At 62.6% G+C, this 14,230-nt stretch carries 13 protein-coding genes and 1 pseudogene; 8 read left to right on the top strand and 6 right to left on the bottom strand.

The genetic code is table 11. The features are described from left to right. The first annotated feature begins 50 nt into the window (after positions 1 to 50). From QZ498_RS16220 to QZ498_RS16235, 4 genes are read left to right on the top strand one after another with little or no spacing between them, the layout of a single operon-like run. Positions 51 to 1,346, top strand: a complete 1,296-nt coding sequence (locus QZ498_RS16220; RefSeq protein ID WP_294624129.1) for an adenylosuccinate synthase — start codon at positions 51 to 53, stop codon at positions 1,344 to 1,346. Positions 1,347 to 1,362: 16 nt separating this feature from the next. Then, entirely contained in the window at positions 1,363 to 1,599 is a 237-nt protein-coding gene (locus QZ498_RS16225; protein WP_294624131.1) for a DUF2842 domain-containing protein, read from the top strand. Positions 1,600 to 1,656: 57 nt separating this feature from the next. Next, on the top strand, positions 1,657 to 2,880 hold the full coding sequence (locus tag QZ498_RS16230; RefSeq protein ID WP_294624133.1) for a Hint domain-containing protein: 1,224 nt from the start codon (positions 1,657 to 1,659) through the stop codon (positions 2,878 to 2,880). Beyond that, entirely contained in the window at positions 2,819 to 3,934 is a 1,116-nt protein-coding gene (locus tag QZ498_RS16235) for a M20/M25/M40 family metallo-hydrolase (protein ID WP_294624146.1), read from the top strand. The genes QZ498_RS16230 and QZ498_RS16235 overlap by 62 nt, the downstream gene beginning before the upstream one ends. 71 nt (positions 3,935 to 4,005) lie before the next feature. On the opposite strand, the gene QZ498_RS16240 is transcribed toward QZ498_RS16235, so the two are convergent. From QZ498_RS16240 to QZ498_RS16265, 6 genes are all read right to left on the bottom strand, one after another. Further along, positions 4,006 to 5,286, bottom strand: a complete 1,281-nt coding sequence (locus QZ498_RS16240) for a DUF3422 family protein (RefSeq protein WP_294624135.1) — start codon at positions 5,284 to 5,286, stop codon at positions 4,006 to 4,008. A 394-nt stretch (positions 5,287 to 5,680) separates the two neighbouring features. Then, on the bottom strand, positions 5,681 to 7,165 hold the full coding sequence (locus QZ498_RS16245; protein ID WP_294624137.1) for an NAD(P)(+) transhydrogenase (Re/Si-specific) subunit beta: 1,485 nt from the start codon (positions 7,163 to 7,165) through the stop codon (positions 5,681 to 5,683). A gap of 13 nt (positions 7,166 to 7,178) precedes the next feature. Next, positions 7,179 to 8,753 carry a Re/Si-specific NAD(P)(+) transhydrogenase subunit alpha gene (locus QZ498_RS16250; RefSeq protein ID WP_294624139.1) on the bottom strand — a complete coding sequence of 525 codons (1,575 nt, stop codon included), beginning with the start codon at positions 8,751 to 8,753 and terminating at the stop codon, positions 7,179 to 7,181. Positions 8,754 to 8,882: 129 nt separating this feature from the next. Then, positions 8,883 to 9,332 (bottom strand): methyltransferase, encoded by a 450-nt coding sequence (locus QZ498_RS16255; RefSeq protein WP_294624147.1) that lies wholly within the window; start codon positions 9,330 to 9,332, stop codon positions 8,883 to 8,885. Beyond that, positions 9,332 to 9,757: a rhodanese-like domain-containing protein gene (locus QZ498_RS16260; RefSeq protein WP_294624141.1), complete on the bottom strand. Its 426-nt coding sequence runs from the start codon at positions 9,755 to 9,757 to the stop codon at positions 9,332 to 9,334. The genes QZ498_RS16255 and QZ498_RS16260 overlap by 1 nt, the downstream gene beginning before the upstream one ends. Positions 9,758 to 9,860: 103 nt before the next feature. Beyond that, positions 9,861 to 10,811, bottom strand: coding sequence for an MBL fold metallo-hydrolase (locus QZ498_RS16265; protein WP_294624143.1), 951 nt, complete (start codon positions 10,809 to 10,811; stop codon positions 9,861 to 9,863). Between the two features lie 136 nt (positions 10,812 to 10,947). Here QZ498_RS16265 and QZ498_RS16270 point away from each other — a divergent pair, with 136 nt between their 5' ends. The 4 genes and pseudogenes from QZ498_RS16270 to QZ498_RS16285 all read left to right on the top strand — a co-directional run. After that, positions 10,948 to 11,697, top strand: a complete 750-nt coding sequence (locus QZ498_RS16270; RefSeq protein WP_294624144.1) for an SDR family NAD(P)-dependent oxidoreductase — start codon at positions 10,948 to 10,950, stop codon at positions 11,695 to 11,697. Positions 11,698 to 11,699: 2 nt separating this feature from the next. Beyond that, on the top strand, positions 11,700 to 12,053 hold the full coding sequence (locus QZ498_RS16275; RefSeq protein ID WP_294624148.1) for an MmcQ/YjbR family DNA-binding protein: 354 nt from the start codon (positions 11,700 to 11,702) through the stop codon (positions 12,051 to 12,053). Between the two features lie 265 nt (positions 12,054 to 12,318). Further along, positions 12,319 to 13,512, top strand: coding sequence for a kynureninase (gene kynU, locus QZ498_RS16280; protein ID WP_294624145.1), 1,194 nt, complete (start codon positions 12,319 to 12,321; stop codon positions 13,510 to 13,512). Between the two features lie 175 nt (positions 13,513 to 13,687). Further along, positions 13,688 to 14,230, top strand: a pseudogene (locus QZ498_RS16285) (type I secretion protein); the annotation flags it as partial.

Here is a 14,230-nt window from a genome sequence, read left to right on the forward strand (position 1 = left end):
CGCTATACGGTGCCGGGTTTTGACCCGCAGCATCATGCAAGAGGATCATCATGGCAAACGTCGTCGTCGTGGGCGCCCAATGGGGTGACGAGGGAAAAGGCAAGATCGTGGATTGGCTGAGCGAGCGCGCCGATGTGATCGCGCGCTTTCAGGGCGGCCATAACGCGGGTCATACGCTTGTCATTGACGGCAAGGTTTACAAACTGCACGCCCTGCCCTCGGGCGTGGTGCGGGGTGGCAAGCTGTCGGTCATCGGCAATGGCGTGGTTCTGGACCCTTGGAATCTGCTGAAAGAGATCGAGACCATCCGCGCGCAAGGCGTTGAGATCACGCCCGAGACCCTGATGATCGCCGAGAACACCCCGCTGATCCTGCCCTATCACGGCGAGTTGGACCGCGCCCGCGAGGAAGCCGCCAGCAAGGGCAGCAAGATTGGCACCACGGGCCGTGGCATCGGCCCGGCCTATGAGGACAAGGTGGGCCGCCGGGTGATCCGGGTGGCGGACCTGGCGGACCGCGCCACGCTGGAGGCCCGCGTTGACCGTGCCTTGCAGCACCACGACCCGCTGCGCAAAGGTTTGGGCGTGGAACCCATCGACCGCGACGCGCTGATCGAGCAATTGCTGGAGGTGGCGCCGCAGATTTTGAAATATGCCGGCCCGGTCTGGAAGGTGATGAACGAAAAGCGCCGCGCCGGGAAGCGGATCTTGTTCGAAGGCGCGCAAGGCGCGCTTCTGGACATTGATTTCGGTACCTATCCTTTCGTGACCTCGTCCAACGTAATCGCAGGGCAAGCGGCAACCGGCGTGGGCATCGGCCCCGGCTCCATCGACTTTGTGCTGGGCATCGTGAAGGCCTATACCACACGCGTCGGCGAAGGCCCCTTCCCCACCGAGTTGGAAGATGACGACGGCCAGCGCCTTGGCGAGCGCGGCCATGAGTTTGGCACCACCACGGGCCGCAAGCGGCGTTGTGGTTGGTTCGATGCGGTTCTGGTGCGTCAGACCTGTGCGACCAGCGGCGTGAACGGGATTTCCCTGACCAAGCTGGATGTGCTGGACGGGTTCGAGACGCTGAAAATCTGTGTCGGCTATGATCTGGACGGCAAGCGCATGGATTACCTGCCCACTGCCGCCGAAGAGCAGGCGCGCTGTGTGCCCATCTACGAGGAAATGCCGGGGTGGAGCGAATCCACCGAAGGCGCGCGGAGCTGGGCCGACCTGCCGGCCAATGCGATCAAATACGTCCGCCGCGTGGAAGAGTTGATTGATTGCCCCGTGGCGCTACTTTCGACGTCACCGGAGAGGGATGACACGATCCTTGTGACAGACCCCTTCGCGGACTGACGCAATCGGAGGTAAAATGGCCCTGAGTTACAAGGCGCGCAAGCGCTGGTCCCTTGTGATCCTGCTGATTGGGATGCCCGCCTATATTGTGGCGGCGGTCACGGTGGTGAACCTGTTTGACCGCCCGGCCATCTGGCTCGAGTTTCTGATTTACGTTATCCTTGGTGTGGTCTGGATTCTGCCCTTCAAGTTTATCTTCAAGGGTGTGGGGCAGCCCGACCCGGAGGCCCCGCAAGACCCTGAAGGCGATTAAACCGTTTCTTAGGCATGGCGCGATAAACCTGTTGACCGAGCAGCAACAGGACGTCAGATGCCAACCTCGATCACATCGACATGGCTTGCCCTTGGCACCCTGCCGGTCATGGATACCGACGACAGCAACTATGTTGCCGAGAATGCCGCTGACCTTGTGGGGCAAAGCTTTGACACGAGCAACGGTCTGGCCCTGACCACGGTCACGGCCACCGATGCCAATGACGATGGCTCGGTCTCCAGCGATGACAACTTCGCCACCGGCGAAAGCGTGACCGCAGACGGGATCACTTCCACCCTGGATGCGATGATCACTTATAACGTGACTTTCACCCTTGGCGATGGCAGCAGTTTCACCGATCTTATCGGGCTTGTGCAATTGGATGACGGGCGGGCCTTTATCGTTCCGGGCAGTGAGACACAGCTGGATGGGCTGTTCATCGAGACCATCACCTTCGATTCTGTCGTGGTGGATGACTATTCGGGCATAAATAACACCGCCGCAGATTGGTCCATCGACGGAGCCAAGGTGGTGTGTTTTGCCGCCGGAACCCGGATCGACACCGCGGAGGGGCCGCGTTTGGTGGAGTATTTGCGCCCCGGTGACATGGTCCATACCCTCGATCATGGCCTGCAACCGCTGAGGTGGGTGTATGCCCAAAGGCTACGCGCGCGAGGGGCGGATGCGCCAGTGCGGTTTCACAAGGGAGCATGGGGCGTGCGCCGCGCGCTCAAGGTTTCGGGCCAGCATCGGATGCTGATCCGGGGAGGTCTGGTGGAGGTGCACTTTGGTCATCCGGAGGTGCTGGTGCCTGCGGCGGCGCTTGTCGATGGCCAATGGGTGACGCGGCAAAGCGGCGGGTGGGTGCGCTATTTTCACCTGATGTTCGACGCCCATGAAATCATCTTTGCCAATGGCGTGCCTGCCGAAAGTTTCCACCCCGGACCACAGGCCATGGCCGCGCTGCCCGGATTTGCCCGCCGCGATCTGTTGCTGCGGTTTCGGCAGGCGCGCGAAGGCGGCGGCCCTTTGGCCCGCCCTGCCCTGTGCTATGCGGAGGCGCGCATTCTGCGCGGCGCGCGGGGTTGCCTTCCGCTTAGCGCGCTTCATAGTGACCCTTGTTTGGTAACGGGGGACAAAGGCCATGGGCACAGGCGCGAAATCCGACATTCTGGCGGCACTCGATGCCGCGTTGATCTTGGACCTGACCAGGAAATTGGTGGCCATCCCCACGGTCAACCCGCCGGGGCAGGAAGCGGCCTGCGCAGGGTTTATCCATGACACCCTGACAGGATGGGGCATCGAGGTGGAATTGGTGCCCGAGCCTGACCCCGAGCGCCCGCAGGTTGTGGCCTGGGTACGGGGCCAGGGCGATGGTCCGACCTTCATCCTCAACGCCCATATGGACACGGTACCACCGGGGGATGAGGCGCGGTGGTCCAAACCGCCTTTCGAGGTGAGCCAAGACGGCGATCTGCTTTATGGCCTGGGCACCTGCGACATGAAGGGCTCGCTTGCCTCGATCATGGCGATGCTGAAGGCCCTGCATGACAGTGGCGCAGCGCTGCCCGGCACACTGATGGCACAATTCCCGATGGGCGAGGAAACCGACGAGCCGGGCACCAAGACCCTGCTGGCCAAGGGCTATACCGGGGATATGGCGATCACCATGGAACCCACCGATTGCCAGATCGGCCCCGGCACGCGGGGGGCCTGTTGGTACAAGGTCGAGGTGGAAGGCCCCTCGGCGCATTGCGGGCTGAGCGCGACGGACGCGCCGGACGTGATGCATGTGGTGCAACGGTTCATGGCCGAGGTTGAGGCGCTGCACGACGAGGTGTGCCAGCAAGAGCATCACCTGCTGGACAGCCCCGCCGCACGGGTCACGCAGGTGAGCGCGGGCGAGACCCATAATTCCCGCGCGCGACGGGCCGAGATGCTGGTCGATCGGCGGATGCTGCCGCATGAAAGCGTCGAGGCGGTGGGCGAGGATTTGCGCGCCCGGCTGGCGCGGGCGATTGGCGACCGCGAGGGGATCAGCGGCGAGGTAACATTCGTCGATCTCAACGAGGCGACGGAAACGCCGCTTGATAGCGAGTTGGTGCAGGTCTTGTCGCGCAATATCCGCGAGGTTGGCGAGGCCGAGCCGCGCATATGGGGCCCGCCCTATGGCAGCGACATGCGCAATTTCGTGGTCGATGCGGGCATTCCTTGCGTGAACTACGGCGCAGGTGATTTCCGCCGCTGTCACCAGCCCGATGAATGCGTGCCGTTCAGTGACTTGGTGCAGGTGGCGCGCATCACCTTTGGCACGGTGCTGGATGTGATCGGGTAAGCGCCACGCCGGAGCCGAAATCTTTGAAAGATTTCGGACCGATTTCTTTTCAAGAAATCGGTGCCCTGCCGCTACTCCATCTTCTTGCGGATGCGGCGGATCATCCACCAGACCAGTGCCACGACCGGCAGGGTCACCAGCGCCGTGATCATCCCCTTGCTGAGCCCCAGCGCAGCCGCCACTGGGTAAAGCAGGTAGCCCGCCAAGGACACGGCGTAATAGCTGATCGCCACGACCGACAGCCCTTCAACCGTCTTTTGCAGGCGCAATTGCATGTCGGCGCGTTGGTTCATGCTTTCCAGAAGCGCTTGGTTCTGCGCGCTGCGTTCAACGTCCACCCGGGTTCGGAGCAATTCACCGGCGCGAATGGCGCGGTCCGACATGGCGTCGAGCCGCTCCTTGGTGGATTTCACCGTGCGCATGGCGGGCTCATACCGGCGCATCATGAATTCCGAGAATGTCTGCCGCCCCTCGAAACGCTCTTCGCGCAAGACCTCGATCCTTTGGTTGACGATCTTTTCGTAGGCCGCCGTGGCCCCGAAGCGGAACGAGGATTGCGCCACCATCCCCTCCAGCTCCGCCGAGATGGACAGCAGGCTCTTGAGCGTATCCTCGGCGCGGGTCGTCTGGCCGGTCATATCGCCGATCATTTGGCTGAGCTGGCTGTCCAGCTCGCCCATGCGAGGCCCCATCTCGCGGACCCTTGAAAAGCCCAGCATCGACATCGCCTTGTAGGTCTCGATCTCGCACAGGCGTTGGATGATGCGGCCCACGCGCCGCTGGCCTGTGCCGGGAGCGACGGTCACGGCAAAGCGCAGGTGCCCCGCTGGATCAATCCGGAAATCGCCGGCCACCACGGCGGCGTCGTCCAGAACACGGGCGACGGCCACGCTTTCGGGCACGAACCATTCGGCGATCTGTTGGCGAATGGTGTCCTTGTCCTTCCATGGGCTGACGCGAATGAGGGCCGAGGTCATCCGCACTCCGGGGGCTTCCTCCAGCCAGTCCTCGGGGAAGACCTCGAAATCGGCAGGGTCGAAGGGCCGTGTGCTGAGCCCATCGGTGAAGGCGGTGTAGGTCACGAACTCGGTATGGCTTTCCCATTTGAGCATATGCCGCCCGATGCGCCCGAAAAAATGCGTCGCCCCCGGTTGCGGGTGGGCCGCGCCGTGCCGGTCCAGCAGGGAAATCAGGTGGTCCATATCCGCCTGCCGGTCGCGCGCCGCAGCCCCTTCGGGCCGCTTGATGGCCAGATAGGCGGCGGTGGTCGGCACTTCCATCGAGGGGAAGGGCCGCGCGTGCAGCTCATTGGCCAAGCGATAGCGCAGCGGATGGTCTTCGATGGGCGGCATGGGGCGCTCTCCGGGATGGGTTGGCGTTCAGGGTAACGTGCAAGAGGCTGTAGCGAAACCGAATTTTTCCGTCAAACCAAGGATTTACGGGGATACAACGGTATACTGCACAAGGCGTGGGCATGGGCTGCTCCTGTGTGATCAAAGGTGGGTGACACGAGAACACCCCTTTGGCGCGGGCGTCAGCCCGGGCCGCGCCCGACCCTCCCCCCGGGAGGGCGCTTTGGCGAGGTCACAAAAACTCGTTTGGCATTGCTTCTTTGAAGCGCACCGCAAAGACCTTGCGATGTGCTGCGCCCACCCAGGGTCGGGCGCGGCCCTCGGCGCATTGTACTGTGCATGAGAAAAGGGCGCCCCGTGGGGCGCCCTTTCCAATTGTCAAAAGCCACAAGGCTTAGCCGATCTTGCCCAAAAGGGCCGACATGCTGTCCTTGGCATCGCCGTAGAACATGCGCGTATTCTCCTTGAAGAACAGCGGGTTCTCGATGCCGGAATAGCCGGTCCCCTGCCCGCGCTTCGAGACAAAGACGTTCTTCGCCTTCCAGACCTCCAGCACCGGCATCCCGGCGATGGGGCTGTTGGGGTCGTCTTGGGCGGCGGGGTTCACGATGTCGTTGGAGCCGATGACGATGACAACATCCGTATCGGGGAAGTCGTCGTTGATCTCGTCCATTTCCAGCACGATGTCGTAGGGCACCTTGGCCTCGGCCAGAAGCACGTTCATGTGCCCCGGCAGACGGCCCGCGACGGGGTGGATGGCGAAACGCACCTCTTTGCCCTGTGCGCGCAGCTTGTTGGTCAGCTCGCTGACCGCCTGCTGCGCTTGGGCCACGGCCATGCCGTAGCCGGGCACGATGATGACGCTGTCGGCCTCATCAAGGGCCTGCGCTACGCCGTCAACGTCGATGGCGACCTGTTCGCCCTCGACCTCGGCCGCGGGGCCTGCCGTGCCGCCAAAGCCACCAAGGATCACGCTGACAAAGGAGCGGTTCATCGCCTTGCACATGATGTAGCTGAGGATCGCACCGGAGGAGCCGACAAGCGCGCCCACCACGATCAGCAGGTCGTTGCCAAGGCTGAAGCCGATGGCCGCCGCCGCCCAGCCCGAGTAGCTGTTGAGCATCGAGACCACCACGGGCATGTCGGCGCCGCCGATCCCCATGATCAGGTGATAACCGATGAAGAGCGCCAGAAGCGTCAGCAGCACCAGCGTCCAGCCGCCCGAGCCGCCAAGGTACATGAGTGCAAGGATCAGCGAGAGGCCCGCCGCCCCGGCATTCAGGATATGACCGCCCGGCAGTTTTTTCGCCGCCGAGTCGACCTTGCCAGCCAGTTTGCCATAGGCGATGACCGAGCCGGTGAAGGTCACGGCCCCGATCCAAACCCCCAGCACCAGTTCGACGCGCAAAATCCCCACCTCGACGGCGGTTTTCTTGGCGACGATGGCGGCGAAGCCCGTGAAGGTCTTGGCGAAGGCCACGGCCTCGGCTGTCACCTCTTCGGGACGGGGGAATTGCAGCCCCTCACCCATGAAGGCGGCGGCCACGCGGCCGATTTCGATATGTGCGTTGAAGCCCACGAAAACGGCGGCCAAGCCCACGAGGCTGTGCATGATCGCCACCAGTTCGGGCATCTGGGTCATCTGCACCCGTGTTGCCAGTTGGTAGCCAATCGCGCCGCCCGCGGCGATCAGGACAAGTGACAGGAGCCAAAGCCCCTGCCCCGGCCCGATGAGGGTGGCGATGATGGCGATGGCCATGCCGACGATGCCGTACCACACCGCGCGTTTCGCGCTTTCCTGCCCCGACAGACCGCCAAGGCTGAGGATGAAGAGAACTGCCGCGACCGCGTAGGCCGCAATGGTAAATCCGAAGTCCATTGTGCCTACCTCCTTAGGATTTCTGGAACATGGCGAGCATGCGCCGGGTCACGAGGAAGCCGCCGAAAATATTGATCGCGGCCATGAAGACCGAGAGCGCGGCCAGAATCGCGATCAGCACCGAGGAGGAGCCGATCTGCATCAGCGCCCCCAGAATGATGATCGAGGAGATGGCATTCGTCACCGCCATGAGCGGCGTGTGCAAGCTGTGGCTGACGCCCCAGATCACCTGGAAGCCGACGAAGACCGCCAGGATGAAGACGATGAAGTGCTGCATGAAGCTGGCAGGGGCAATCAGCCCCACGGAGAGCACCAGAAGCGCGCCGACGCCCAGAAGCGTGACCTGTTGCTTGGTCTGCGCCTTGAATGCGGCCACCTCTTGGGCGCGCTTTTCTTCGGGCGTCAGTTCCTTCGGCTCTTCCTTTTTCGGTTGCGCCGCGATCGCCTGCACCTTGGGCGGCGGTGGCGGGAACGTGACTTCACCGCCATGCGCCACGGTGGCCCCACGGATCACATCATCCTCCATATCATGATTAACCTTGCCGTCTTTTTCCGGCGTGAGGTCAGTCATCATGTGACGGATGTTGGTGGCGTAAAGGCTGGAGGATTGCGTGGCCATGCGCGACGGGAAATCGGTATAACCGATGATCGTGACACCGTTGTCGGTGACGATCTTGTCGTCCATCACGGTCAGCTTGCAGTTACCGCCCTTTTCCGCCGCCAGATCGACGATCACGCTGCCGCGCTTCATCGACTTGACCATATCCTCGGTCCAAAGCTCGGGCGCTTCGCGGTTGGGAATGAGGGCCGTGGTGATGACGATATCCACCTCGGGGGCCAGTTCGCGAAACTTGGCAAGCTGTGCCTCGCGGAACTCAGGGCTTGAGGGGGCCGCATAGCCACCCGTCGCCGCACCATCCTGCGTTTCTTCTTCGAAATCGAGGTAAACGAACTCGGCACCCATGGATTCGACCTGTTCGGCCACTTCGGGGCGCACGTCGAAGGCATAGGTCACAGCGCCCAGCGAGGTCGAGGTACCGATGGCAGCCAGACCGGCCACACCCGCGCCCACGACCAGCACCTTGGCCGGTGGAACCTTACCGGCGGCGGTGATCTGCCCGGTGAAGAAGCGGCCAAAGTTGTTGCCTGCCTCGATCACCGCGCGATAGCCCGCGATATTGGCCATGGACGAGAGCGCATCCATCTTCTGGGCGCGGGAAATCCGCGGCACCATGTCCATCGCGATAACGGAGGTGCCTTTCTTGGCCAATTGCTCCATCTGCGCTTCGTTCTGGGCGGGCCAGAAGAAGGAGATCAGCAATTGATCGGCGCGCAGGCGCTTGGCCTCGGTTTCCGTCGGCGGGCGCACCTTGGCCACGATATCGCAGGCCTTGTAAAGCGCTGCCGCCGATTTGATGACTTCGACGCCCGCCTCTTTGTAAGCGGCATCGGCAAAGCCCGCGGCCTTACCGGCCCCGGCCTCGATGGCACAGTCATATCCCAGTTTCTGAAGCTGAAGCGCTGACTCGGGCGTCATCGCAACCCGCGCTTCGCCCTCCATCACTTCCTTCGGTGTTCCGATCTTCAAGGTCGTTTCCCCCGTTTCCTGTTCTTGTTGCGTCGGGCCAAGGGTGGCCCGCAATTCAGTTCCGTAAGAGCTTTGCCGGTTTATTTCACATTTTTCCACCGGTTTCGATGCAAGGAATGTCGCATCTGGTCAAAACCAACGCCTCGTTTTCTCCGCGTAACGGGCAAAGTCCATCCTAAAGGTGCGGCGCAGGCGGTTTTCTTCGGGTTCAATAAAGCGTTTTTCCAGCACCCACATGAAGATGGGAATCAGCGGCAAGGATAAAACCGCATCCCACGACAGGATAAACCCGGACAAAAGCATGACATCGCCAAGGTAGATGGGATTGCGCGTGCGGCTGAAAATCCCGCTCTGGATCATCCGTTCAGGCGTTTCATGGGGAATGAGGGTGGTGCGGTGCTTGCGGAACTCCATCACCGCCAGTGCGATCAGCAAAAGGCCACCGCCCACCAAGAGACCGCCAAGAAAATCTGCCCAGCCCCCGCCAAGCGACAGCCCCATGTCAAAGCGCGTCACCTGCACCCATGCCAGCGCCAGAAAACCCAGCAGCCACACCGGCGGCATATCCAGCCATTTCATCATTCGGGTTTATAAACCCCGTCGCGCTGCCAGCCTTCCAACCCGCCCTGCAACATGACCACATGCTCATGCCCCATCAGGCGCGCGGCAAAGGCTGCCTGCGCCGATAGCGTGCCCGAGTTGCAATAGACCACGATCATATCGCCCGGAACATCCGCGATTTCCGCAGGAACCGCGCGCCAGTCAATGTTGATGGCTCCGGGGATATGCCCGGCCTCGAATTCCTCGGGCGTGCGGGCATCGATAAAGGTGGCCACATCGAACACCGTTTCATCCAACTGCTGCGGCTGGATGATCCCTTGGTGATAGGTGGCGAAATCCATGTAATCCAGCACCGCATCGCGCACCGGATCATCCTGCGCCAGGACGGGCGCGGCGCTCAGGCACAGGCCCAGCGCAAGGGTGGCAAGGCTCAATCGTTTCATGAAACACTCCTAAATCGTGGGCGCGGACAGGCTGGGCTCCGCCCGTGATCGCCACAATCGCTCCCCCGGAGCGATTGCCGCGCCGGGCGGCGCGGACAGGCGATCACTCCCATTCCATTTCCTCGAACACGCGGCCCGCGTTCTTGGTGGCCAGTTCCTCGAAGGTATCCAGATGCGACCACTCGGATTGGTCGATATAATAGGCATCGGCCAGCTCGCCGCCATTGTCCAGATGCTCGCCGATCTTGGCGCGGATGTCGCGCAGGTAATCCGAGGTATAGCGCGTGACCTGCGCCATGTTTGTCGGATGCCCGTGGCCGGGGATGACGTAGGTCGCCCCAAGGTCGGCGAAAGGCCCGTCAAAAGTGTCGATCCATGCGTCGGTGTCGGTGCCGGGGAAAATCGGCGGCATGCGTTCGTGAAAGGCGATGTCACCGGCAATCACGATCTCCCACTGCGGTATCCAGACCTGCGTATCGCCGGGGCCATGCGCCGGGCCAAGGTGCAAAACCTCCAGCGTCACATCGCCCATTTCCACCACTTGGCGGTCCTCGAAACTTAGGTTCGGCACGACAACAGTGGTCCCTTCGGCCTTGTCGCGGTTATAACGCTGCATGCCTTGCAGGATGAAATCGCCCTCTTCCTCGATCTCATGGATGGCATCCACATGGGCGAGGATATCCACCCCCTGCTCGGCCCAATAGGAATTGCCCAACATGGCATGCCCCTGACCGTTTTCATTGATCACCAGCTTCACCGGCTGATCGGTCAGCGCCTTGATCTCGTCATGCAGGGCCTTGGCCAAGCGGTAAGAGGCCCCGCCGTTGATCACCACAACCCCGTCACCGGTCAGGACAAAGCTCAGGTTGTTGTTGTGGCCGGAATTCTCATAGGTCGGCGGCGCGGTGGCGCCAATGGCGGAAAAGACATGCGGGATAACCTCGACCGGCTTTTCGTAAAGCTCGGACTGCGGGTATTGGTCGGCGATATCTTCGGATGCCTGCGCCGGAAGCGCCAGCGCCGCCGCGAGGGCCGCTGCGAAAATCGGTTTCATGGTGCTCTCCCTTAAATCTCTGCGGCGCAGGATACGCATTCATCTTCGTGAATGTCTAGGGGTGCCGCTCGGATTCTCCCCCTTGTCTCACCCACCAAAGCCGATACGGTTCGGGAACACAAACAGGGAGGCGGGGATGCTCAGTGGGAAACACGCAATTGTCACCGGCGGCGGCACCGGCATTGGCCTGGCCATCGCGCGGGCCTTGGCCAATCAAGGCGCAGAGGTCACCATCACCGGGCGGCGGTTGGAGGTTTTGCAGGAGGTCGCCACCCCCGGCCTGTACCCGCTGGCCATGGATGTAACCCAAGAAGCGCAGGTGGTGGATGGCATCGCGTCGGCGGTCGCCGCCCGTGGCCCGGTTCAGATCTGCGTGCCCAATGCGGGCATCGCCGAGGGGCGCAGCGTGCCGAAATCCGACACCGAGTTCTGGCGCAGGGTCATGGCCACCAACCTCGATGGGGCCTTCTGGACCATCCGCGAAAGCCTATCCTCCATGCTGGGCACCGATTGGGGCCGCGTGGTGGCCGTGTCCTCCATCGCCGGGCTGCGTGGCCTCAAGGGGGCCTCGGCCTATACGGCCTCGAAACACGGGCTGGTTGGCCTGATCCGCGGCCTCAGCGAGGATTACATGGGCAAGCCCTTCACCTTCAACGCGCTTTGCCCCGGATACGTGGATACCCCCATCGTCAGCCGCAATGTCGAAGCCATCAGCTCCCGCGCCGGTGTCTCCGAGGACAAGGCGCGCGAAATGATGGTCAGCCAGAACCGCCATCAGCGCCTGATCGCGCCAGAAGAGGTGGCGCAGGCCGCGCTTTGGCTTTGCGGGCCGGGCTCCGAAAGCGTCAACGGCCAATGCATCGAGATTGCCGGTGGTCAGGTCTGATGCTGCCTCGCGATGCCTTCAACACCTATTGCGCGACCCTGCCCCAGACCACCCACATGGTGCAATGGGGCGGCGCGGATGTCTGGAAACTGGGCGGTAAGGTCTTTGCCATCGCCGGATGGAACGACGGCAAGGATGCCTATACCTTCAAAGCCTCCGAGATGGCCTTCGAAGTATTGCAAGAGCAACCGGGCATCCGCCCTGCCCCCTACATGGCCTCGCGCGGTCTCAAATGGCTACAAGTCCACGCCGATCCGGGGCTGAGTGATGAGGAACTCAAGGCGCATATCAAAGCCTCCTACGACATGATCGCCGCGAAGCTGCCGCGCAAAACCCGGGCCGCCCTCGGCCTCTGACGGCCCACCCCTTCATCTTTCCCAAAATACTCCCGCCGGAGGCCCCCGCCTGCCGAACGCGCGACGCCCGCTCATTGCCCCCATCCCCAAGGGGCCGGGGTGGGCGGGTGGGCGGTCCCTTGGGGATGGGGGGCGCACGGCCTGTTGACGAAAGCCTCCACAGCCACCAATACCGACGCAATACCGACGTGAAACCGACGCGATACAGCCCGTCATTTTTGCTATTAACCAAGGGCTCCCCCCGATTCGCCGCGAAAGGTTAACGATGCCTGATTTCACCGCCACCAAATCCCGCTTCCATCTGCCACGGGGCGTCACCTATCTGGATGGCAACTCGCTTGGCCCCCTGCCCCTTGCCGCCAAGACCCGCATGGCGCAGGTGATGCAGGAGGAATGGGGCGAGATGCTGATCACCGGCTGGAACAAGGCCGGTTGGATGGCACAACCGGGGCAGATGGGCGACCGCATCGGGCGGCTTATCGGGGCCGAGCCGGGGCATGTCATGCTGGGCGACACCCTGTCGATCAAGGTCTACCAAGCCTTGGCCGCCGCCCTTGCCCTGCGCCCCGACCGCCGGGTGATCTTGTCGGATACCGGCAATTTCCCCACCGATCTTTACATGGCCGAGGGGCTGATCGAGACATTGGGCAAAACCCATGAGCTGCGCTGCGTGCCCCCCGAAGAGGTCGAACAGGCAATCACCGAGGAGGTGGCCGTCTTGCTGCTGACCGAAGTGGATTATCGCACCGGCCGCCGCCACGACATGCCGCGTCTCACGCAAAAAGCCCATGAGGTCGGGGCTTTGGCGATCTGGGACTTGGCCCATAGCGCCGGCGCGCTGCCGGTGGATGTCTCCGGAGGCAAGGCGGATTTCGCGGTGGGCTGCACCTACAAGTTCCTCAACGGCGGGCCCGGCGCGCCCGCCTTCATCTATGTCGCCCCGCGCCAAGCCGAGGCCACTGCACCCGCCCTGTCGGGCTGGCTGGGTCATGCCGCGCCCTTCGCGTTCGAACAGACCTACCGCGCCGCCCCGGGCGTGGCCCGGATGCGCGTCGGCACGCCGCCGGTGCTGGCCATGGCCAGCCTTGAGGCGGCGCTGGATGTTTGGGACGGCGTCGAGGTGGCCGAGGTCTATGCCCGCGCGCAGGAGCTTTCGGAGCGCTTTATCAAGGGTATCGAGGCCACCTGCCCCATGCTCACCCTCGCCTCGCCCCGCGATCCTGATCAGCGCGGCAGTCAGGTCTCGTTCCATTTCGAGCATGGCTATGAGGCCATGCAGGCCTGTATTGCCCATGGCGTTATCGGCGATTTCCGCGCCCCGGATATCATGCGCTTCGGCATCACCCCGCTTTATCTGGACGAGGCCGATATCGACCGCGCCATCGCAGTGGTGTCCGAGGTCATGACGGATGACCTTTGGGACGATGACGCCTACCGGCACAGGTCTGCGGTGACCTGACAGGCTGCCTTACTCCAGCCTGAATTTATCTTAAATTCGCCAGAAAAGTTCCGCTTTCCGGCCATGCACAGTCTGTATCCAATTCGAGAACAACGAGGACACAAAAGGCAAGGACGCGTCCTCGTGGGCACGCTGACACAAGATCGGCGGCCCATTTCGAGTGAGGAGCAGGGCCATGCCCACCTATACGGTCAGCATCTACAACAACGACCCCCTTTTCATTCTGTCTCGGACGATTGGGGGTACGGACACATGGACCGGTGAGGCCAGCCCATCGGGCGCGGCCACCATCACCGACCCTGAAAGCGGCATCGAAGGTCAAACCATTGACAGTAACTTTTCGGGCGGGGAAAGCGCGACGGCGGATGTCTCCGTTGGCGGCAGCAGTTCGACCGGTGCCCCCGTCTATGCCGAAGAGAGCTGGACCCTGCGCGATACGGTGACCGGCGACACCTTTGAAGTCATCACCTTTCGCGTCGATAGCGGCGGGGCAACCGGGTACTACACCCTGTCGGAAATGCCGCTGGTCGCCGGGCGCAGCTATGAAACGCTGGACTATGACACCGATCCGGACGTGACCGCGAGCGACCCGGCCTTCAGCATCGACGATTATGAAGAACCGGGTGCCGAAGTCGACGGGACGGCGGGCGACGACAGTATCGACGCCGCCTACACCGATGTAGATGGCGATAGCATCGGCGGCGGTGATGACACGGTT

It is taken from the genome of uncultured Roseovarius sp. (assembly GCF_913057115.1).
Taxonomy (GTDB): Bacteria; Pseudomonadota; Alphaproteobacteria; order Rhodobacterales; family Rhodobacteraceae; genus Roseovarius.

Bases quoted from the DNA above. Each gene is read 5' to 3' on its own strand.
- QZ498_RS16220 (WP_294624129.1), top strand. From the start codon at position 51: ATGGCAAACGTCGTCGTCGTGGGCGCCCAATGGGGTGACGAGGGAAAA.
- QZ498_RS16255 (WP_294624147.1), bottom strand. From the start codon at position 9,332: ATGAAATGGCTGGATATGCCGCCGGTGTGGCTGCTGGGTTTTCTGGCG.
- QZ498_RS16245 (WP_294624137.1), bottom strand. From the start codon at position 7,165: ATGGACTTCGGATTTACCATTGCGGCCTACGCGGTCGCGGCAGTTCTC.
- QZ498_RS16230 (WP_294624133.1), top strand. From the start codon at position 1,657: ATGCCAACCTCGATCACATCGACATGGCTTGCCCTTGGCACCCTGCCG.
- QZ498_RS16270 (WP_294624144.1), top strand. From the start codon at position 10,948: ATGCTCAGTGGGAAACACGCAATTGTCACCGGCGGCGGCACCGGCATT.
- QZ498_RS16240 (WP_294624135.1), bottom strand. From the start codon at position 5,286: ATGCCGCCCATCGAAGACCATCCGCTGCGCTATCGCTTGGCCAATGAG.
- QZ498_RS16265 (WP_294624143.1), bottom strand. From the start codon at position 10,811: ATGAAACCGATTTTCGCAGCGGCCCTCGCGGCGGCGCTGGCGCTTCCG.
- kynU (WP_294624145.1), top strand. From the start codon at position 12,319: ATGCCTGATTTCACCGCCACCAAATCCCGCTTCCATCTGCCACGGGGC.
- QZ498_RS16260 (WP_294624141.1), bottom strand. From the start codon at position 9,757: ATGAAACGATTGAGCCTTGCCACCCTTGCGCTGGGCCTGTGCCTGAGC.
- QZ498_RS16225 (WP_294624131.1), top strand. From the start codon at position 1,363: ATGGCCCTGAGTTACAAGGCGCGCAAGCGCTGGTCCCTTGTGATCCTG.